The 20,381-nt window shown below is 32.1% G+C and carries 15 protein-coding genes and 2 riboswitches; of the genes, 11 read left to right on the top strand and 4 right to left on the bottom strand.

The window, feature by feature from the left end; translation table 11 throughout:
- Positions 1-4 precede the first annotated feature (4 nt).
- Positions 5-364 (bottom strand): hypothetical protein, encoded by a 360-nt coding sequence (locus ACWJJT_RS06780; RefSeq protein WP_462956447.1) that lies wholly within the window; start codon positions 362-364, stop codon positions 5-7.
- Positions 365-690: 326 nt separating this feature from the next.
- Between ACWJJT_RS06780 and glpK the strand changes: the two genes are divergently transcribed.
- From glpK to ACWJJT_RS06755, 5 genes are all read left to right on the top strand, one after another.
- Positions 691-2,181: a glycerol kinase GlpK gene (glpK, locus tag ACWJJT_RS06775; RefSeq protein ID WP_462956446.1), complete on the top strand. Its 1,491-nt coding sequence runs from the start codon at positions 691-693 to the stop codon at positions 2,179-2,181.
- 69 nt (positions 2,182-2,250) lie between these two features.
- Positions 2,251-2,361: riboswitch (TPP riboswitch) on the top strand.
- Between the two features lie 147 nt (positions 2,362-2,508).
- Positions 2,509-3,333 carry a bifunctional hydroxymethylpyrimidine kinase/phosphomethylpyrimidine kinase gene (gene thiD / locus ACWJJT_RS06770; protein WP_462956445.1) on the top strand — a complete coding sequence of 275 codons (825 nt, stop codon included), beginning with the start codon at positions 2,509-2,511 and terminating at the stop codon, positions 3,331-3,333.
- A gap of 204 nt (positions 3,334-3,537) precedes the next feature.
- Positions 3,538-4,374, top strand: a complete 837-nt coding sequence (gene thiM / locus ACWJJT_RS06765; protein ID WP_462956444.1) for a hydroxyethylthiazole kinase — start codon at positions 3,538-3,540, stop codon at positions 4,372-4,374.
- Positions 4,364-4,993, top strand: a complete 630-nt coding sequence (gene thiE, locus ACWJJT_RS06760; RefSeq protein ID WP_462956443.1) for a thiamine phosphate synthase — start codon at positions 4,364-4,366, stop codon at positions 4,991-4,993. Before thiM ends, thiE begins: the two co-directional genes overlap by 11 nt.
- Positions 4,994-5,011: 18 nt before the next feature.
- Complete coding sequence (locus ACWJJT_RS06755) at positions 5,012-6,385, top strand: C40 family peptidase (protein ID WP_462956442.1); 1,374 nt, start codon at positions 5,012-5,014, stop codon at positions 6,383-6,385.
- Positions 6,386-6,562: 177 nt separating this feature from the next.
- Here ACWJJT_RS06755 and ACWJJT_RS06750 read toward each other — a convergent pair whose 3' ends face one another.
- On the bottom strand, positions 6,563-7,777 hold the full coding sequence (locus ACWJJT_RS06750) for an alanyl-tRNA editing protein (protein ID WP_462956441.1): 1,215 nt from the start codon (positions 7,775-7,777) through the stop codon (positions 6,563-6,565).
- A 281-nt stretch (positions 7,778-8,058) separates the two neighbouring features.
- Between ACWJJT_RS06750 and ACWJJT_RS06745 the strand changes: the two genes are divergently transcribed.
- The 4 genes from ACWJJT_RS06745 to ACWJJT_RS06730 all read left to right on the top strand — a co-directional run bounded on the left by ACWJJT_RS06745 (position 8,059) and on the right by ACWJJT_RS06730 (position 14,960).
- Entirely contained in the window at positions 8,059-10,170 is a 2,112-nt protein-coding gene (locus tag ACWJJT_RS06745) for a PAS domain S-box protein (protein ID WP_462956440.1), read from the top strand.
- 243 nt (positions 10,171-10,413) lie between these two features.
- Positions 10,414-11,424, top strand: a complete 1,011-nt coding sequence (locus ACWJJT_RS06740; protein WP_462956439.1) for a lysostaphin resistance A-like protein — start codon at positions 10,414-10,416, stop codon at positions 11,422-11,424.
- 68 nt (positions 11,425-11,492) lie between these two features.
- Positions 11,493-11,592, top strand: a riboswitch (purine riboswitch).
- A 92-nt stretch (positions 11,593-11,684) separates the two neighbouring features.
- Positions 11,685-12,677 (top strand): adenosine deaminase, encoded by a 993-nt coding sequence (add, locus tag ACWJJT_RS06735; RefSeq protein WP_462956438.1) that lies wholly within the window; start codon positions 11,685-11,687, stop codon positions 12,675-12,677.
- Between the two features lie 504 nt (positions 12,678-13,181).
- Complete coding sequence (locus ACWJJT_RS06730) at positions 13,182-14,960, top strand: peptidoglycan D,D-transpeptidase FtsI family protein (RefSeq protein WP_462956437.1); 1,779 nt, start codon at positions 13,182-13,184, stop codon at positions 14,958-14,960.
- A 106-nt stretch (positions 14,961-15,066) separates the two neighbouring features.
- Here the strand turns inward: ACWJJT_RS06730 and ACWJJT_RS06725 are convergent, their stop codons facing one another.
- Both ACWJJT_RS06725 and ACWJJT_RS06720 read right to left on the bottom strand, forming a co-directional pair.
- Positions 15,067-16,560 (bottom strand): DUF1538 domain-containing protein, encoded by a 1,494-nt coding sequence (locus ACWJJT_RS06725; RefSeq protein ID WP_462956436.1) that lies wholly within the window; start codon positions 16,558-16,560, stop codon positions 15,067-15,069.
- 50 nt (positions 16,561-16,610) lie between these two features.
- Entirely contained in the window at positions 16,611-16,937 is a 327-nt protein-coding gene (locus ACWJJT_RS06720; protein ID WP_462956435.1) for a helix-turn-helix domain-containing protein, read from the bottom strand.
- A gap of 378 nt (positions 16,938-17,315) precedes the next feature.
- Here ACWJJT_RS06720 and ACWJJT_RS06715 point away from each other — a divergent pair, with 378 nt between their 5' ends.
- Together ACWJJT_RS06715 and clpB are read left to right on the top strand one after the other, a co-directional pair.
- Positions 17,316-17,618 (top strand): hypothetical protein, encoded by a 303-nt coding sequence (locus ACWJJT_RS06715; RefSeq protein WP_462953129.1) that lies wholly within the window; start codon positions 17,316-17,318, stop codon positions 17,616-17,618.
- Positions 17,619-17,733: 115 nt separating this feature from the next.
- Positions 17,734-20,331, top strand: coding sequence for an ATP-dependent chaperone ClpB (gene clpB, locus ACWJJT_RS06710; protein ID WP_462956434.1), 2,598 nt, complete (start codon positions 17,734-17,736; stop codon positions 20,329-20,331).
- The last annotated feature ends 50 nt before the right edge of the window (positions 20,332-20,381 follow it).

Raw genomic sequence — 20,381 nt, 5'->3', positions numbered from 1 at the left:
AAGTTTATTTTGAACTAGTACCTTTATTTGCATAGGATTGATTATTTAGCTTTTTTGTCTCTTCTAAAGCAGCATCACTATTGCTACTACTCATATTAGACATACCAGCACTTGATAGATTATTTAATTGTTTTGTTTCTTCTAAAGTAGAGTCACTAGTGCTGATAGACATATTTGACATAGTAGAATTTGAAACACCACTAGTACCTTTATTTGAAGCTGATTCATTATTCAATTGAATTGTTTCTTGTAGAGTAGAATCACTAGTGCTACTTGACATACCAGCATTTGAGTAAGAGCTTGAACCTCCATTAGCAGCTGATTGTTTATTTAATTTTTTTGTTTCTTCTAAATTGTTATTCATAAGTATCTCTCCCTTCTAATATAAAAATTACACTGTTATCCAGCACAGTATATAGTTTACCCATTTTATCTTAAAATATAGATGAAAATATTGAGAATTTTTACTTGAAAATTTTAAGATTATAAAAAATTCAAGATCTTATTATATATTGTAGCAGCGGCGATGTGATATTTAAAAAATAAATCTAAATAGTGAAGTTTATAAGTTATATTGCAATAAATATAATAATCAGTTATACTAAATATAATGATATTTTAACGTATTTTTTTATTTATTAATGTGTAAACGATTCAATAAGACTAATTTCAAAAAGGAGTTTTGCTAAAATGGCTAAATATATAATGGCACTTGATCAAGGTACAACCAGTTCAAGGTGTATTCTATTCAATGAAAAGGGACTTATTGTAACGTCCGCTCAAAAAGAATTTACTCAGATTTTCCCAAAAGGAGGGTGGGTAGAACATGACCCAATGGAGATATGGTCAAGTCAAATTAGCGTTGCAACAGAAGCGATGGCTGAAGTTAAGGCTACGGCGTCTGATATAGCAGCAATAGGTATTACAAATCAAAGAGAAACTACTGTAGTTTGGGATAGACGAACGGGAGTTCCAGTATACAATGCAATTGTATGGCAATGTAGAAGAACTGCTGAGACTTGTGATGAATTAACACAAAAAGGATTTGATAAAATTGTTAGAGCTAAAACTGGATTGATTTTAGACGCTTATTTTTCTGGAACAAAAATAAAATGGATATTGGACAATGTAGAAGGCGCTAGAGCGGAAGCTGAAGCAGGAAATTTATTGTTTGGTAATATAGATACTTGGTTAATTTGGAATTTAACAAAAGGAAAAACATATGTAACAGACTATTCTAATGCTTCAAGAACAATGCTATTTAATATTCATGAACTTACATGGGATGACGAAATTTTAAAAACATTGAACATACCAAAATCAATGCTTCCAGAAGTTAAACCTTCAAGTTGTGTATATGGAAACACTGATATTTCATTGTTTGGAGGGGAAATTCCAATTGCTGGAGCGGCTGGAGACCAACAAGCCGCATTATTTGGACAAACTTGCTATTCACCAGGAACAGCTAAAAATACATATGGGACAGGCTGCTTCATGCTTATGAATACGGGAGACAAAGCAATTCAATCTAAACAGGGATTACTTACAACGATTGCTTGGGGAATAGATGGAAAAGTAGAGTATGCTCTTGAGGGTAGTGTATTTATAGCTGGAGCTGCTATACAATGGTTAAGAGATGAGCTACGTATGATTGACAATGCTGCTGATTGCGAAGAATATGCTAATGCGGTAGAAGATACAAATGGAGTATATGTAGTTCCGGCTTTTGTTGGACTTGGAGCACCATATTGGGATCCTTATGCAAGAGGAACAATTGTAGGTCTTACAAGGGGAGCAAAGAAAGAACATTTAATAAGAGCAACCCTCGAAGCACTTGCTTACCAAACGCATGATGTTTTAAAAGCAATGCAAGAAGATTCTGGAATTATACTTACAGAACTTAAAGTAGATGGAGGAGCTTGCAATAACAATTTCTTAATGCAGTTTCAATCTGATATTTTAAACGTTCAAGTAGACAGACCAGAGGTTACTGAAACTACAGCACTCGGTGCGGCTTATCTTGCAGGGCTAGCAGTAGGATATTGGAAGAGCAAAGATGAAGTATCAAAGCATTGGTCAATATCAAGAAGTTTCAAACCTATTATGACCGAGGAAAAAAGAAAAGAATTACTTCATGGATGGCATATAGCTGTTAAAAGATCAGGCATAAAACTTGAATAGTAGTAACGAAATATTAATTGTTAATAATAATTAGTTATGCTATTATTAACACATGAAATATAAAAGAATAACCTAACACAGGGGAGTTGGATAGGCCAACTGAGAAAAAGAACTTTAATTCTTTGACCCTATAACCTGATCTGGATAATGCCAGCGTAGGAAGTTGTTTATTGGTGTATTATATATGTATATATTTTTATATATCAAGATGATTTAAACACGAATCCTATGGGTTTGTGTTTTTTTGTTTTATAAATAAAATGGATGAATAGCGCCGCAGGTGATGATTCAACATTTAAAAAATAATTATTTTAGGAGGGAATTGATATGAAAAAAGTTTTAACTATAGCAGGTTCTGACAGCTCAGGAGGAGCAGGTGTACAGGCAGATTTAAAAAGCTTAAGTGCGAGTGGCGTATATGGGATGAGTGTAATTACAGCGGTAACAGCACAAAATACTATGGGAGTTTTTGCAGTGCAAGACTTGGGCGAAGAAATCATCAAGGCACAAATTGATGCTATTTTTACAGACATAGTTGTAGATGCGGTTAAAATTGGTATGGTTTCTGTAATCTCAACTATTGATGTGATAAGTGAGAAATTAAAACAATACAAGCCTAAAAACGTAGTACTCGATCCCGTAATGATCTCAAAAAGCGGTTATTCACTGTTAAAGCCAGAGTCAAAAACGGCTTTGGTTAAAAAATTAATTCCACTAGCGTCAATTATTACACCTAATGTTCCAGAGGCTGAAGAAATTTTAAAAGAAGTAAATTCAGATATTACGAGCATTGAAACAGTAGTAGATATGGAAAATGCAGCAAAAGAAATGTACAAGCTAGGATGCAAAAATGTGCTTTTAAAGGGAGGACATATGAAGGGGGAGGCCGTAGATGTATTTTATGATGGAAGTGAAATTATACATTTTACTTCTGAGAGAATAAATACAAAAAATACTCATGGAACTGGATGTACTTTGTCTTCAGCTATAGCTGCAAATTTGGCGCTTGGCTATAGCATGAAGGATTCAATAAAAAATTCAAAGCAGTATATAACAACGGCTATAAAGCATTCTTTAGATATTGGGCATGGGGTGGGACCTACAAATCATTTCTATGAATTATATAAAAAAGCAGGGATGGCAAATGATTAAGGATAGTGAAAAACTGGGTTTTTAGCAGCGAGTTATGCAAAGTTAATAACACAAAGTTTAAGGGGATTCAATAATGTATTAGTATGTATCATATTTTAGCAGTAGATATTACTTTATAAAACGTGATTTATTACTTGGAGCTACAATGCCCGTTATGATTATTACAGGATTTATATAAACAATAATTTGGAGGATGATGTCAAAATGGAAATTAATAAGAAAATAATTAAATTACTAAACAATTTAAGAGAAAAAACCCCATTGGTGCACCAAATAACAAATTATGTTACCGTTAATGATTGTGCCAATATTACACTAGCAATAGGTGGGTCACCGGTTATGGCGGAGGATATTCATGAAGTTCGCGAGATGGTATCACTTGCATCTTCACTTGTTATAAATATAGGAACATTAAATAGTGTAATTATAGAGGCTATGATTGAGGCAGGAAAGATGGCAAATGAATTAAACATACCTGTTATCTTAGATCCTGTCGGAGTAGGTGCAACAACTTATAGAACAGAAACTTGCAAAAGAATTATAAATGAAGTGAAATTAGCAGTTATTAGAGGGAATTTATCCGAAATAAAAACAATTTACGGAATTAAAACTATAACAAGAGGTGTAGATGCTAGTGAGAGTTTTTCTGTAGACAGTGATGAGTTTACAAGAGAGAAAGAAATGGCAAGGAATTTTGCTGTTAAATTTAATACGGTAGTAGTTATAACAGGTGCTGTAGACATTATATCGGATGGTAAGACTCTTTACACCGCATCAAACGGTCATAAAATAATGTCTAGGGTTACAGGTACAGGATGTATGTGTACTTCCGTTATTGGTTGTTATTTAGGCGCTGGAGATAATAATTTAATAGCAGCACTCGCAGGAATTGTTTCAATGGGTATTGCAGGAGAAACAGCTTATGAAAGATTAGATAAAAATAGCGAAGGATCAGGAACATTTAAAGTTAAAATGCTAGATGCTATTTACAATTTATCTGAAGATCTAATAATGGAAAGGAGCAAAATAAATGAAGAATAATGTGAATTATAGCCTTTATCTCGTTACAGATAGAGATGTATTGGTGGATTTAGATATATTTGCAGCAGTGGAGGAAGCAATAAAAGGCGGGGTTACATTAGTCCAGCTTAGAGAAAAGAGATTAAGTACTTTAGAGTTTTATAATATTGCAGTGAAAATAAAAATTATTACAGATAAATATAAGATTCCCCTAATAATAAACGATAGAATTGATATTGCACAGGCCATAGATGCAGCGGGGGTACACATAGGTCAAAGTGATATGCCAGCGACTATTGCGAGAAGTATAATAGGAGATAATAAGATGCTAGGGGTTTCTACTGCAACACTTAAGGAAGCACAAAGGGCAGAAAAACAAGGAGCAGATTATGTGGGTGTTGGAGCGATGTTTCCTACAACTACTAAAGATGATGCAAGTGCAGTTTCTGTATTAAGTTTAAAAGAAATAAAAGAAAAAATTTCTATCCCTGTAGTTGCTATTGGTGGAATTAATGAAAAAAATGTAAATTTATTAAAGATAGCAAATATTGATGGAATAGCTGTTGTTTCAGATATTCTCGGGAAAAAATCTGTAAGGTCATCAGCACAAAAGCTATGTTCTTCCATAAAGCAGAAATAATAGTGGGGGGGATTTATAATGTTTATCAAGCCGACTGGATTCGAAAAGAACCTATCTGGAAACGAGGTAGATAAGGTAATCTATTCAAATATTCCAGGATTAAAGGAAGAAATGCTTTGCATGAACTATTGGACAAAATTGAGTGGCATGAATAAAGATATTATGAATGTACAGGAGATTGAAGCATACAACAAGAGTAGTTTAACAACTGTTGGATCAATTGTGGACTTAGAAAATTACGAAGAATCCTTTAGCATGCAAGAATTAATAAACAAGATAAATACTATTAGTTCTATGCCAAAATCTGAAAGATTCCATGAGGATGGGAAATTAGTAGTTCAAGAATATTATAATAAGTTAATAAAGAATTGCAATATTGAAAAATTAATGGACTTATTGGATATCAAATATGCAATAACCATTAGAAAGACTGTGATGAGGACATTCCCAACCTATGATAAAATATTTAAAACTGGAGATAACTATGAATTTGACAGATTTCAGGAGACCGCTGTTTATCCTGTTGAACCAATTGTAATTCTGCTATCAAGTGTGGATAAAAAGTGGTATTTTGCACAGATGTATAATTATTTAGCATGGATACCCGAAAAAGATGTGGCAATATCTAGTAAAGAAGAAATTTTTGATTATCTTAAAACAGAAAATTTCTTAGTAACTACAGGGAAAAGAGTATTTACAAATTATAACCCATTAAATGAGCAATTATCAGAAGTGAAATTTGACATGGGAATTAAAATACCACTTGCAGATATTAAGGAAATAGAAGGGGATATTTATGGTCAAAATTCCGCAGGTAATTATGTGGTTAAGCTTCCAACCAGAGATAATAAGGGAAAGGTAGAATTCAAAAAAGCTCTGATTGCAAAAAATGAAGATATCGCATTAGGGTACTTATCTTATACCAGAAAAAATATCATAGTTAATGCCTTTAAATTTTTAGGCGAAAGATACGGATGGGGTGGAATGTTCAATTCTAGAGATTGTGCAAGTTTTATAATGGATGTTTATAGAACTATGGGTATTAAGCTTCCTAGGAATTCCGAGGATCAGGGAAAACTCGCAGTGGGCAATTTCTATGAAATGCCGGAAAATATGACTATGGGAGACAGAGAAAAGTTACTGAATAAATTGAAGCCTGGAACGCCAGTATTTATGAATGGGCATGCGATGATTTATATAGGTAAAGAAAAAGGTCAATATTATGCTATTCATGATTTTTCAGGCTTTTATAAACCACAGCAGGATGGGAGCTTAAAATATTATAAGGTACGCGAAGTGATGGTTTCTCCATTGTGTATAGTATTATCAGAGGATGGTAAAACATATATTGAAGGATTATACGGAGCTAGAGATTTTGTTAATGTGGATTAATTAGCCTGACAATTTCGGTCCAGCGAAAAGCAAGAGCTCCTCCAATAAATATAGATATACGATATAGTATGAAGTTTATCCATAGTGTTTTGAAATAAGAAGAGCAGAAACATTGAAATTCCACGTTTCAATCTCTTATTTCAAGTCACGTAGGAGAAACTTCATAGGATTGCACTATTATTTGTTCCTAGAAATTATATCAGCGTGGATTTTACTCCATGCATAATCTAGCGCAGAATCTAAATTATTATTATTCTTACCACCACCTTGTGCAGAAAAGGCACTTCCACCACCTTTGCCGTCTATTAGAGTTATGGCATCTTTTAAAATGGAGCTCATGCTAATTATATTCAAATCCTTCGAGCACATAAATAAAAGATTTGCTTTATCTTGAGATTTTACTCCAAATAAGACTATAACCTTTGGAGAGGATACTAATTTTGTTGCTAAGATATTAGTATATTTTAAATCCCCATTATCATAAATGCATTTAAGCATCCTGATATCTTCTATTTTTGGGGCTGCCTCTAACATATTTTGAACTTCGTACTGCGCAACCTCTGACTTTAGGGCCCTTTTTTCAGTAAGTGCTTTATTAAGTTCATCTGAAAGTCGTTCTACAACGGACAAAACTGTAGCATTATTGCAGGAAAAAAGTTTAGACATTTTTTCCATGGATTCATGTTTTAAGGCATAATCAGAAACAGCCCTTTGTCCACATATAAATTCAATTCTTATTCCAGTCTTATACTTTTCAAATTTTGTAACCTTAATTAATTGAACCTCAATAGTTGAACTAGGATGTATACCACAACATGGGTTTATATCAATATCACCTATCTTAACTATTCTTACTTTTTCACCAGCATTTATTGGGAGCTTTTTTAGCGATAATTTTTTTAGTTCAGAGTTAGTTGGATATAGTACTTCTACTTTAATATTGTCTAATACAATTTTGTTAGCTTTTTTTTCGGCAATTTTAATTTCATTATTGCCAATAACTTTATCAATATCAATAGTTGTAGAATCCGTGCCGAGGTGAAACCCAATAGTAGTTGCATTAAATAGATCAGAAATAGCAGCAGAAAGTATATGCTGCCCTAGATGCTGTTGCATATAGTCAAACCGTTTATCAAAGTCTATGATGCATTTAACCCTATGAATTTTTAAAGGGTTCACGGCAACTACATGATAAATTTTTTCATCTTCTTCATACACATAGGTTACAGCGGCACCATTTATATATCCAGTATCACTTGGTTGACCACCACCTTCAGGGTAAAAATAGGTTTTGTCAAGTTCAACGTGATACTTGTTTTCTTTTTGGATTACGTTTATGACTTCAGCTGTAAATTCTGCTTGATATGGATTTTCGTAATATAACTTTTCCAAAGTTTTGCATCTCCTTTTGCGAGCTAGGCTTCAATAGAATACATGATGTGTTTTTAATCTAATTGTACCATAAAAATATTATGCTACAAAATAATACCGGGTTTTTACTTTGATTTTGTCATAAATTAGTAATAAATTCTAAATTATACAAAGAAAAATCAGAAAAAAAAAGGTTTACACTATATTTTGTAGAATATAATATTTTGAGAATGTTCTAAAAATAAGTCAATTCAGTTATAAAGTTAACGACATTTCAATGGATTTTTAAAGGGGAAATTAAAATGAGTGAATATGTTAATGATAATGTATTACAAGAAACAGATATTGATAAAGTTATTGAGTTATCAAAGGTTTTGTTATTTGAAAATGATAGAAATGCTTTGCATAGCAAGTTAATTAATATAATAAATAGTTATTTTAAAGTTAAAAGGGTATTAATTTTAGAACGTGTAAATAGAAATTTTGAAGTAGTAATAGAATGGAAAGAGCAGTGTGGTGAAGCAATTTTTTATAATGAAAGAAATATTAAAGACACCTCTAATATATTTAGAGGCACCTCTAATATATTTAGAGGCATTATAGAAGAAGTCTGTGATTGCAAAAAAGAAAAAGTAATTAATAAAGGTAGTGAAGGTTTTGAAGTTTTTTACCCATTGATTTACAAGGAAGAGTTATTAGAAATTATATACATAGAGAAAAATGTTGAATATAGTCATATGGATTTAAAAATGCTTGAGCTAATTTGCTTTCAGGTTGCGGCTGTTATGGAAAGAATAAGTATAGAAGAGGCTAAAGTTCAGAAAATTGAAAGTGAAGAAGAATATAAAAAGTTATTTGAATTATCTCCTGATGCTATATGTGTGCACAGCGGTGGGAAAATAGTATTAGCTAATCCTGCGACTGAAGGATTATTCGATGTGAAGGACTCTAAGGATATAATTGGAAGAAGTATTATGGAGTTTGTTCATCTTGATTACATTGATATTGCTAGGAGTAGAATAAATATAATATATGAAGGCGGAATGACGACACCATTTATTGAAGAGAAATTTCTTACAAGTGGTGGGTCTGTTATTGATGTTGAGTTAGGCACAGCTGCTTTTAAGTATAAGGGGGAGCTAGCAGTTTTAATAGTGACTCGCAATATTGACAAAAGAAAAAAGATGGAGAGAAATCTAAGGGAGAGTGAAACCCTATTAAGGGAGATAACTGAAAATACTTCTGATATGATTATAAAAACAGATACTGATGGTAGAATTAAATATATTACAGCTGCTCAAAAGGCGATACTTGGGTATGCTACAGATAATGTCATTGAAAGGCACGTTTTTGATTTTGTTTACGGGGATGATAAGAAAAATGTATTAAGGGAAATTAGAAAACTAATTACTTCAACTACAAATGAAAAATTCAAATGTAGATGCTTGCATGCAAATGGAGATATTGTATGGTTAGAGATTTGTGGTAGTAAATTATTAGATGATAATAATAAAGTTAAAGCCTTAATATTGTCATCAAGAGATATTACTAAGCGACTTGAAAACGAAGGGATAATGAAAGAAAATGAGGAAAAGACAAGATTTTTAAATCAAGCAATAAAATATGATAGATTTAGGACGGATTTTTTTGCGAATATATCTCATGAATTAAGAACACCGATCAATGTTATTTCGGGTACGATCCAGCTTATGGAACTTAAATTCAAGGAACTCTTTAATGGAAATGAGGGTAAAAGCAAGGAATATTTAAAAACTATGAAACAAAACTGTTATAGATTAATAAGATTGACTGACAACTTAATAGATGTAACAAAAATAGATGCGGGATATTTTGAAATTCATTTAAGTAATTGTAATATTGTTAGTATTATAGAGGAAATAACTTTGTCTGTAGCTGAGTATGTATCAAATAAAGGAATATCACTTTTATTTGATACAGAAATGGAAGAAAAAATAATAGCTTGTGATAAAGATAAAATAGAAAGAATAATGTTGAATCTCATTTCAAATGCAATAAAATTCACAAATTCAGGTGGAAATATTTTAGTATATATTTTTGAAAAAAAAGATAGTGTTGTTATCTCTGTTAAGGATACAGGGATTGGAATAGAAAAAGAAAAGCAACAATGTATTTTCGAAAGATTTATTCAAGTTGATAAGTCACTTACGAGAAATAGAGAAGGGAGTGGCATAGGATTATCTTTAGTTAAGTCGTTAGTAGAAATGCATGGAGGTAAAATGTTTTTAGAAAGCGAGATTAATATAGGAAGTAAATTTAGTTTTGAACTTCCTATAAAAAAGTTACTAGATATTGAGGAAGTTTTTGTTGATAATAATTTGAGTGTTAATAGTAATATTGAAAAGATTAAGATTGAGTTTTCAGATATATATTAATGTCTACTACCTTAGGGTTATACAGGAAACCGTGCTATAAATAGCATGGTTTTTTTTATAAGCCACCCGGCAAGGTAGGTTTTTTAAGTGAAAATCCTGTAACAGATAGTGGAATTTAAGAATTTGATTATTTTAGGTGATTAGCTTATTATATATATTGGGGTATTAGTATTTAGTGAAATTAATGCCGTGCTTAAAAAAGTATTAATTCGAAGAAAATCTTATGTTTTAAGGAGAAAATTTATGAAAGATAAAAGAATACTACTAGCGAATAGTTTATTATTAGGAGCGTTATTGTTATTTATTTCAATACCCTTAATAGCAATAAAGGTATTTAGATTACAGGGTTCTATAAGCGGGGATACCTCACTTCTACTTTCTGGAGGGTCAAGTGTTATAGCACTTGGTGGAATTGCTTTATTATATTGCAGGATTACTAAAAGAAGCTTTAATAAGGTAATGGTAATAAAGAAGATATCTCTAAAGCAAGTTTTTTTAATTATGTCTATATCAGTCGGTACTTATATTTTTGCAATAGGCGTTAATATGATAAGCATGAAGTTATTTCCCATTGCAATAAAGGATAGTATGGCAATATCTAAATTACTAAACAGTAGTTCAACATTATTAGGGTTAGTGGTGATAGTTTTGGTGCCAGCATTTTTTGAGGAAATATTTTTTAGAGGAATTTTCTTAGATGCTTATGAGGGGATAAATAAAAAAATTAAATTTTTTATAATAACTGCAATCTTTGCAACCTTTCATGGTAATGTAATGCAAATTATTTACGTAATGTTTTTAGGACTTGTTCTATTAAAGGTAAGGGAATATACAGGATCGATTGTAGGGAGTATGACACTTCATGCAGTAAATAATGCAATATCTTTTATTTTAAGTAAAGTCGTAATGAATTATATGAAGCTTGCGAATAATGGAATAAAGAATGGTGTGATAGATCAAACACAGGTACAAGCAGTTGCGACAACTGATGCAATGGATGCTAGTTTAACTGTAATTTTACTTAGAGCTTCAATATTTTTACTAATCGGAGGATCTATATTATTTATAAACTTAAGAAAATTAAAAGAATATAAAGAGGGAAAATATGAATCAGAACTCATTGAAGAAGAAAAGGACATTGAAGGAAAATATATAGAAAGAAAAGAAGAAATTATAGATATAGATAAAAAACAATATATTCCATTAGTTATATATTTTATTTCTATGACTGTGCTGGTTGTTCTAAGGTATTAAAGCATCTTCTGCGAAGATGAGTACCGGGGAATTTACAGCTTGACAATTTTTTTCTTTATGATAAAATATAAAAAATACAAATTTTAAATCGTATAACCTCAATAATATGGTTTGGGGGTTTCTACCAGGAACCTATAATTCCTGATTACGAAGAAGATACAATTATGTTTATCTTCTTTGTAGTCAGGATTTTTTATTTTTTGATAATTAAATCATCTCCTGCAGAGCTGAAATGTAATTAAAATTAAAAGGAGGACAATATGGAATTTGAAAATTTACCTAAAATTGATTTACATTGTCATTTGGATGGAAGTGTAAGACCGGGAACAATAATTGATATAGCAAAAGAAGAGGGTATAAGTATTCCCTACTATGATATTGAAAATATTAGAAAAGAAGTTACAGCCCCAGCAGAATGTAAATCGCTTGATGAGTATTTAAAAAGGTTTGAAATCCCGAATTTAGTAATGCAATCAAAGGAGAGTTTAAGAAGAATTACATTTGAACTTCTTTGCGATTGTGCAAAAGAAAATGTAAAATATATTGAAGTTAGATTTGCACCACTACTTCATATAACAAAGGGTTTAAGTGTAGAAGACGTAATAGAGAGTGTAATATCTGGGATTAAATATGCAGAAGAGAAATATGATATAAAAGGAAATGTAATACTTTGCTGCATGAGATTTATGTCTATTGATAAAGCCTTTGAGGTTGTAAAAGCTGGCAGAAAGTACCTCTTGAAAGGTGTAGTTGCAATAGATTTATGTGGATCTGAAGGAGAAGGCTTTTGTGAAAAATTTATAGAACCTATATCATTAGCTAAAGAATATGGATATAGAGTAACTATCCATGCAGGTGAAACAGGAATAGGAAAAAATGTCCTTGAAGCAGTGGAACTTTTGGGGGCAGAAAGGATAGGTCATGGAGTATTTATTAAAGACTGCATTGAAGCCTATAACATTGTAAAAGATAAAGGAATTACCCTTGAAATGTGCCCAACAAGTAACATCCAGACTAAAGCAATTGATACTTTTGAAAAACACCCAATTCATGATTTTTTTAATGATGGAATAAGGGTGAGCGTCAATACTGATAATAGAACTGTATCTGACACAAATATGACTAAGGAATGTGATGTATTATTAAGAGAATTTAACATTACGTTTGAGGAATATAAACAAATTTATCTTAATAGTGTTGATGCAGCATTTGCTGATTTAGAAACAAAGGAATGGTTAAGGAAATATATCTAAGTGATTAATACCCTAGTATATTAATCAAAAATTTGGTAGAATAATATTATTTAAATAAGGTTAAATACATACCAAGTGATAATCTAAATTTAGTAGAACTTAATATATGGGCGGGCAATTTGATGTGTGGAACACTAGGATATGTCAATCCTATAGATTTATTAAAAAAAGAAATGAGCGAAATAGAAGACTAGATTACAAATTAAGTTTTTTAATAAAGAGCAGATTTCATCCCATATTTAGGGATGAAATCTACTCTTTGTTTTTAAATAAGTTTCGAATATTAATTAACTTTCACACGTGTTAGAATTATTTTGCATTTATTTTTATCCCTTAATTGTATATTATACAAAATATAATACTTGGGTATTTTCTATATACTTATGTTAAACTAAAATTCACGCGAATAAATGTTAGAATAAATTCTAATATATTGGTAACTTACAAAGAGGAGGGAAGTGCGTAAACGTCGGAAGAAATTATTTAAATAGGTTGGTGAGCAAATTGAAAAGAAAAAGGGTGAGAAGTAAAAGGATTTTTTTTGCAGGTATGTTATTTTCCATAGCATTTATGGGTCTTGTGGGTAGAATGGTTTATTTAATGGTTATTAATGGGTCAGATTATAAACAGCTGGCATTAAACAATTGGACAAAAACTATAAAAATAGCTCCCCAAAGGGGGGAGATTCTGAGCAGAAACGGTTCAAAATTGGCATTAAGTGCAGATGTTTACAGGGTTGATGTTGATTTAAATGTATTTAAAAGATACTTAGAAGTTAAAAAAATACCAGAAGAACAAGCCATTGAACAATTGTCGCAGAAACTGGATGTTAAAAAGAGCGAATTTGAAAAAATATTAGATAGCAAAGATGGCAATGGCAAGCTACTTAAATTTGTATCATTGAAGAGAAAGGTTAATAAGAAGGGTGCAGATGCGGTTAAAGATTTAAAATATAATGGCATAATAATTTCAAACGATGTAGAGAGAATGTATCCAAATGATAGCGTTTTATCTCAGGTTATCGGACATACCAATTTGGAAGGGAATGGAATAAGCGGAGTAGAACAGAGTTATAATAATGAATTAGCAGGTATTCCCGGGGTAAAAGTGACAGAAGTGGATAGGAATAATAATGAATTGCCCTATAAAGAAGCAACCACGGTTCAACCTGTAAATGGAAAGGATTTAACATTAACTATAGATGAACAAATTCAAAATTTAGCTGAAAAAGTAGCAAAAGAAACATTGGATGAAAATAGTGCAAAGTCTGTAAGCATAATAATTATGAATCCGCAAAATGGTGAAATTTTGGCTATGGTTAATACACCGGGATATAATCTAAATAAGCCTTATGTAGAAGGGAAAACAGATAGTGAAGTACAGGAAATATGGAAGAATAGAGCTATCAGTAATGTGTTTGAGCCAGGATCAATTTTCAAGGTTATAACAGCGGCTGCTGCACTTGAAAATAACGTGGTGACGGACCAGGACCGATTTATAAGTAATGGAAGCATTAAGGTTGGAAATACAACATTGTATAATGATAATAAAGAAAATCATGGGGTTGAGACCTTTTCAGATATAATTAAAAATTCCGATAATGTTGGATTTGTTAAGCTGGGACAAAAAATTGGAGAGGAAAATTTTTATAAATTTTTAAAGGAGGCTAACTTTGGACAGAAAACTGGTATAGATCTGCCAGGTGAAAGTACTGGGTTAATAAAGGATTTAAATAGTATTAAGCCTATTGATCTTGCTACAATGGCCTATGGGCAAGGTGTAGCGGTTAGCCAAGTGCAGTATATCGCTGCCTTCAATGCGATAGCTAATGGAGGTACATGGATAAGACCCCATGTTATGAAGGAAATATCACATATGGTGGAAGATAAAAAAATTGTGGATAAAAAATATGATAATCTTGGTGAAAAGGTTATAACCAGCAAAGAAAAAGCAGCTGAATTAAGATTGTATTTGGAAAGAGCTGTTAAGGAGGGAACTGGAAAGGATACCTATATGGAGGGGTACCGCATAGCTGGAAAGACAGGAACTGCAAATAAGGTTAACAGTACTGCAGGGGGTTACGATTCTGGTAAATATGTAGCATCCTTTGCAGGTATGGCTCCTGCTAATAATCCAGAGGTGACATTGATAGTTACAATAGAAGAGCCAAACCCGGAAAAATATTATGCTGCCCAGACAGCAGTACCGGCAGCACGTAAGTTATTTTCAGGGTTGTTTAGAATACTTAACATGTCTACGGAAAATGTGAGTGATACAAATTGATACTAAATAAAAATAAAGAGCAGATCTCATCCCATATTAGGGATGAAATCTGATTTTGTTTTTTGAATAAGTCTTGAATATTAATTAACATTCACAGGTGTTAGAATTATTTTGCATTTATTTTTATTCCTTCTTTTTTAGCCTTATGTTGAAAGATTAAACCTAAAATTTGCAAAGCAATTAATGGAGTTAAAGCAACCATGGCAATTACGCCAAACCCATCAATTAATACATTAGCCCCTTCGATGGCCTCAGCGGCACCTTGTGCAAAGGCTAAAATAAAAGTTGCTGCCATAGGACCAGAAGCTACACCGCCAGAGTCAAATGCTATTCCTACGAATAGTTTCGGCACAAAATATGACATAATAATTGAAATTGCGTATCCTGGTAAAAGAAAATGCCACAACTGAATCCCGGGTACAACTATTCTTAACATTGATAATGCTACTGCAAAGGCAACTCCGATAGAAAGAGTAAAAATTACTGCCTTCTTTTTTATATATCCATGAGTAACAATTTCTATCTGATCTGTAAGTACATGCACAGCCGGTTCAGCTAATATTACCACTAATCCAAGTATGAACCCAACAATGACAAGAATCCAACTACTATGTAGGGAAGCAATACTGTGTCCGACTACAGTTCCAATCTCTATAAAACCAGCATTTACTCCTGTTAAAAATAATATCAGTCCAATAAAAGAATATAGAATACCTCTTAATATCTTTGAAAATTCCTTTTTTGAAAGCTTAAATGATATTTTATTGAATATAAAAAATAATAATAATAATGGAAGCAAGGTGAAAAAAACTTCACTTATCATAGTTGGCAATTTCTCAATAAATGGATTTATAATTGAGGTTGAGCTGACAGTGCTAGTGCTTAGGTCGCCAACAATTTTATCAGACTTTGATATAAGACTCATAATAATAACGGATAAAATAGCGCCTGTGGATGCTACTGCTACTAGTCCGAAACTATCTTCTTCCGAGGATATTCCATCTTTTTTTATTGAAGACACTCCTAACGCAAGTGCTAATATAAATGGAACGGTCATTGCGCCCGTAGTAGCACCAGAAGCATCAAATGATATTGCTAAAAATTCAGAAGATGTAAATAAAGATAGAACAAAAATAACCAAATATATTGCAGTTAACATTTTCTTTAATGATTTATTATAAATTATTCTTAATAAACCTATAGATAGCATAATTGCAATACCAATAGATACAACAACTAAAATCGAAAGTTTAGTTATTGACCCTGATGTTACAGTACTAACTTGAGAAGCAAGAATTTGCAAATCTGGTTCAGCAATTGTAATAAAAAAACCGAGTATTAATCCCGAAAAAACTAAGACCAATACTTTACTGTTTTTAGCAAGAGAACCTCCCATTAAAGTACCGATAGGGGTAACACCAGTGTCCACACCAAGTAAAAATATAGACAGTCCAAATATTATGAAAATTGCGCCTATTAAAAATCTAAGTATTAGGTGTGTTTCAAGAGGAATGATTGTAAAGTTCAGTAGTAATACTATTAAGGTAATTGGGAGTACAGAAAATAAAACTTCTTTAAATTTTTTAATAATGATATTCAAATATAAGACACCTCCATTTAAAGTTTGAAAATTAGGATATATATTATTAATTACTTACGTTTAATATGTAAAAATTCAATGAAATTGTTTACTTGCTCGACTTCTTGGTCCGTTAGATCATCAGTACCGATAAGGTGTACAGTGGTAATAGGAGATTGGGTACTATCTATATATCCTGCCGCTTTCATAATATCATCGTAGGGCATCTCAAGAGCTCTTGCTATGCATTTTAATACCAGTGGTGATGGATTCTTTCTTTCTCCATTTTCAAGTCGATGTATCTCCGTATGACTTATGTCTGCAAGTGAAGCTAGCTTACGACTAGATAAATTTCTTGAAGTTCTATGTTCAAAAATAAATTTCCCAATATCGCTCACGATAATACCTCCATTAAAATAATATATTGTAAGTATAACATAATTGTAACCTAAAAGCAACAATATCATGCATTTCGGTTCTCATAGGTTCCGTAATTATTGAAGAATAGAGGGAATAAATGTTGAAATGGAAGGAAATAAATCATGAAGGATGTGGTTAATTATATATCATTACTAACAAAGCACTGATTTACAATAAATTGGTGCTTTGTTAGTGGTTTTCCAAAAAAAAACAGCGATTTGTATACGGATTGCTGTTTTTTTATATAAAATATGGTATAATATAAAGTGGTTGGAAATTAAGCGCGGATGAAAAAACATACGAAAAACTTGTATTTTGTATGTTTCCTGGATGATTAAGAAGGAAGGAAAAGAAAGATGATAATGCTTCAGAAAATATATAATCTTTGTGAATGTTTTGAAAAGCAAGATAGAAAAGCATGTATTGTTAAATTAATAGATAAGGGCTACAGCGAAGGGTCTGCAACAATATATTATAACATTTGGAGGAGGCATTACATGGATTCGAGTAGTAAAGATTTAATGCTTTCAGGTATTTATATAGAAACTCATAGAGTAAGAAAACTTTTAGAAGAGTGTACTTTTATGGAACGTCAAAGGTATCTTGAAGCTTTAAGTAAAGAGCAACTTGTTAGAATAGCACAGGCAGTACTCAAATAAAATTACAAAACAAATTTGTTAAATAAAAGTAATTTATTTAAAGAGTTATGGGTGTTTTTTAGTTATAATTAAATAGTGGGTAATAATTTAAAAAACTAAAGGGAGGGTTATTTACATGGATGTAGAAAAATTAACGGTAAAGGTTCAACAATCCTTAAATGAGGCTCAATTATTAGCTGTAAAAAATAATCATCAACAGGTAGATACTGTGCATTTATTTGCAGCACTTATAGCTCAAGAGGACGGTCTTATTCCTAATATATTTAGTAAAATGGGAGTGAATATAGCAAAGCTTAATGAGGAGATTAACAAAGTAATAAATAGTATGCCAAAAGTTACAGGAAGTGGTGCAGATAGTGGATCAGTTTATGCTACTAGAAGGTTTGAAGAAGTTTTTGCACGGGCTGAAGATGAAGCTAAAAAGTTTAAAGATTCTTTTATAAGTGTAGAACATGTAATGCTTGGACTTATAGATGTGAATTCTAAAGACATTCGAGATATTTTAAAGAAATTTAATATAACTAAAGAAGCTTTTTTAAATGTGTTATCGACCGTTAGGGGAAATCAGAGAGTGGAAAATGCTGATCCAGAGGGCACTTATGAGGCGTTGGTGAAATATGGAATAAACCTTGTGGAGCAAGCTAAAAAACATAAATTAGATCCAGTGATAGGAAGAGATGAGGAAATTAGGCGAGTTATAAGAATACTTTCTAGAAGAACTAAAAATAATCCAGTGCTTATAGGAGAACCTGGAGTAGGTAAAACTGCTATAGTAGAAGGGCTAGCACAAAGAATTGTAAAGGGAGACGTACCAGAAGGGCTTAAAAATAAAATAATATTTTCTTTAGATATGGGAGCACTTATTGCGGGGGCCAAATTTAAAGGTGAGTTTGAAGAAAGACTTAAAGCAGTGCTTAAAGAAGTAGAAAATAGTGAAGGTAGAATAATTTTATTTATAGATGAAATTCATAATATTGTGGGAGCAGGGAAATCAGAGGGTTCTATGGATGCTGGAAACATGATAAAGCCACTGCTAGCCAGAGGAAGCCTTCATTGCATTGGGGCTACCACTTTTGATGAATATAGGAAATATTTGGAGAAGGATAAAGCCCTAGAGCGAAGGTTCCAACCAGTAACTGTCGAAGAACCTACAGTTGAAGATTCTGTGTCAATACTTAGAGGTCTTAAAGAAAAGTTTGAAATATATCATGGTATAAGGATTCATGATTCAGCCATTATTGCTGCAGCAAGGCTTTCGAATAGATATATAACGGCGAGATTTCTTCCAGATAAGGCAATAGATCTTATAGATGAAGCTTGTGCTATGATAAGGACTGATATAGATAGTATGCCTACAGATATGGACATGGCTAAACGTAAGATATTTCAGTTAGAAATTGAAAAGAAGGCTTTATCCAAAGAAAAGGATGAGGCTTCAAAGAAAAGGCTCATAATACTCGAAAAAGAGCTAAGTAATTTAAAAGATAAAGATAATGAGATGACAGCAAAATATGAGAAAGAAAAGTCTAAGATAGTTGAAATTAGAAATTTGAAAGCAGAGCTCGATGCTTCAAGGGGGGACATAGAAAAATCAGAAAGAGAATATGATTTAAATAAAGTGGCAGAGCTTAAATATGGAGTAATTCCAAAGCTAGAAGCTCAGATAAAAGAAAAAGAAAAAGAAATTCATAAAAATAATGAAACAGCCATGCTTAAAGAAGAAGTAACCGAAAAAGAAATTTCACAGATAGTATCAAAGTGGACTGGTATACCTGTAACAAATATCCAAGAAAGCGAGAGGAAGAAGCTCCTAAGACTTGAAGATGAATTATCTGAGCGGGTAATTGGTCAAAAAGAAGCCGTAACTGCAGTGTCAAATGCAGTAATAAGGGCGAGGGCCGGTATGAAGGATCCAAGAAGACCTATTGGTTCATTTATATTCCTTGGACCTACTGGTGTCGGAAAAACTGAACTTGCTAAAACTTTAGCTAAAATTTTATTTGAGAGTGGTGAAAACATAATAAGGATAGATATGTCGGAATATATGGAGAAATATTCTGTGTCAAGACTTATAGGGGCACCACCAGGATATGTAGGTTATGAAGAGGGCGGCCAGCTTACAGAAGCTGTTAGGCGGAAACCTTATAGCGTAGTATTATTTGATGAAATAGAAAAAGCTCACGAGGATGTGTTTAACATATTTCTTCAAATACTAGACGATGGACGCCTAACTGATAATCAGGGCAAGATTGTGAATTTCAAAAACTGCATAATAATTATGACTTCAAATATCGGAAGCAACTACCTCTTGGAAAACAAAGAAAGTGGAGGCATAGAACAGCATATCCGTGATAGAGTTATGGGCGAGCTAAAATCCAAATTTAAACCGGAATTTTTAAATAGATTAGATGATATAATATTATTTAAACCATTAGAAACAAAAGAAATAGAAGGAATAGTTGATATATTCTTAGCAGATATTCAAAATAGGCTTAAAGATAAAAACATATCAATGAAAGTAACTACGGATGCTAAAGAACTTATGGCAGAAGAAGGCTACGATCCGATCTACGGTGCACGTCCGTTAAAGAGATATATTGAAAATGTTTTAGAAACATCTATTGCAAAGAAAATTATTAGGGGAGATATAAATGATGGTTCTATCATCGGTGTAGATGCAAAGGATAATCAAATTATAATAGAAAAAATTTAACTTAATAGAGCTATTAAAAGTCACTTTTCATTGAGGTGGATTTTGACAGA

The sequence above is a fragment of the Clostridium sp. CM041 genome, from assembly GCF_055081035.1.
This window is presented reverse-complemented; position numbering and strand designations above follow the sequence as displayed.

What these genes read in the sequence shown, in the direction of transcription:
- ACWJJT_RS06740 (WP_462956439.1), top strand. Translation starts at nt 10,414, where the DNA reads ATGAAAGATAAAAGAATACTACTAGCGAATAGTTTATTATTAGGAGCG.
- clpB (WP_462956434.1), top strand. Translation starts at nt 17,734, where the DNA reads ATGGATGTAGAAAAATTAACGGTAAAGGTTCAACAATCCTTAAATGAG.
- thiM (WP_462956444.1), top strand. Translation starts at nt 3,538, where the DNA reads ATGGAAATTAATAAGAAAATAATTAAATTACTAAACAATTTAAGAGAA.
- add (WP_462956438.1), top strand. Translation starts at nt 11,685, where the DNA reads ATGGAATTTGAAAATTTACCTAAAATTGATTTACATTGTCATTTGGAT.
- thiE (WP_462956443.1), top strand. Translation starts at nt 4,364, where the DNA reads ATGAAGAATAATGTGAATTATAGCCTTTATCTCGTTACAGATAGAGAT.
- ACWJJT_RS06755 (WP_462956442.1), top strand. Translation starts at nt 5,012, where the DNA reads ATGTTTATCAAGCCGACTGGATTCGAAAAGAACCTATCTGGAAACGAG.
- ACWJJT_RS06715 (WP_462953129.1), top strand. Translation starts at nt 17,316, where the DNA reads ATGATAATGCTTCAGAAAATATATAATCTTTGTGAATGTTTTGAAAAG.
- glpK (WP_462956446.1), top strand. Translation starts at nt 691, where the DNA reads ATGGCTAAATATATAATGGCACTTGATCAAGGTACAACCAGTTCAAGG.
- ACWJJT_RS06780 (WP_462956447.1), bottom strand. Translation starts at nt 364, where the DNA reads ATGAATAACAATTTAGAAGAAACAAAAAAATTAAATAAACAATCAGCT.
- ACWJJT_RS06745 (WP_462956440.1), top strand. Translation starts at nt 8,059, where the DNA reads ATGAGTGAATATGTTAATGATAATGTATTACAAGAAACAGATATTGAT.
- thiD (WP_462956445.1), top strand. Translation starts at nt 2,509, where the DNA reads ATGAAAAAAGTTTTAACTATAGCAGGTTCTGACAGCTCAGGAGGAGCA.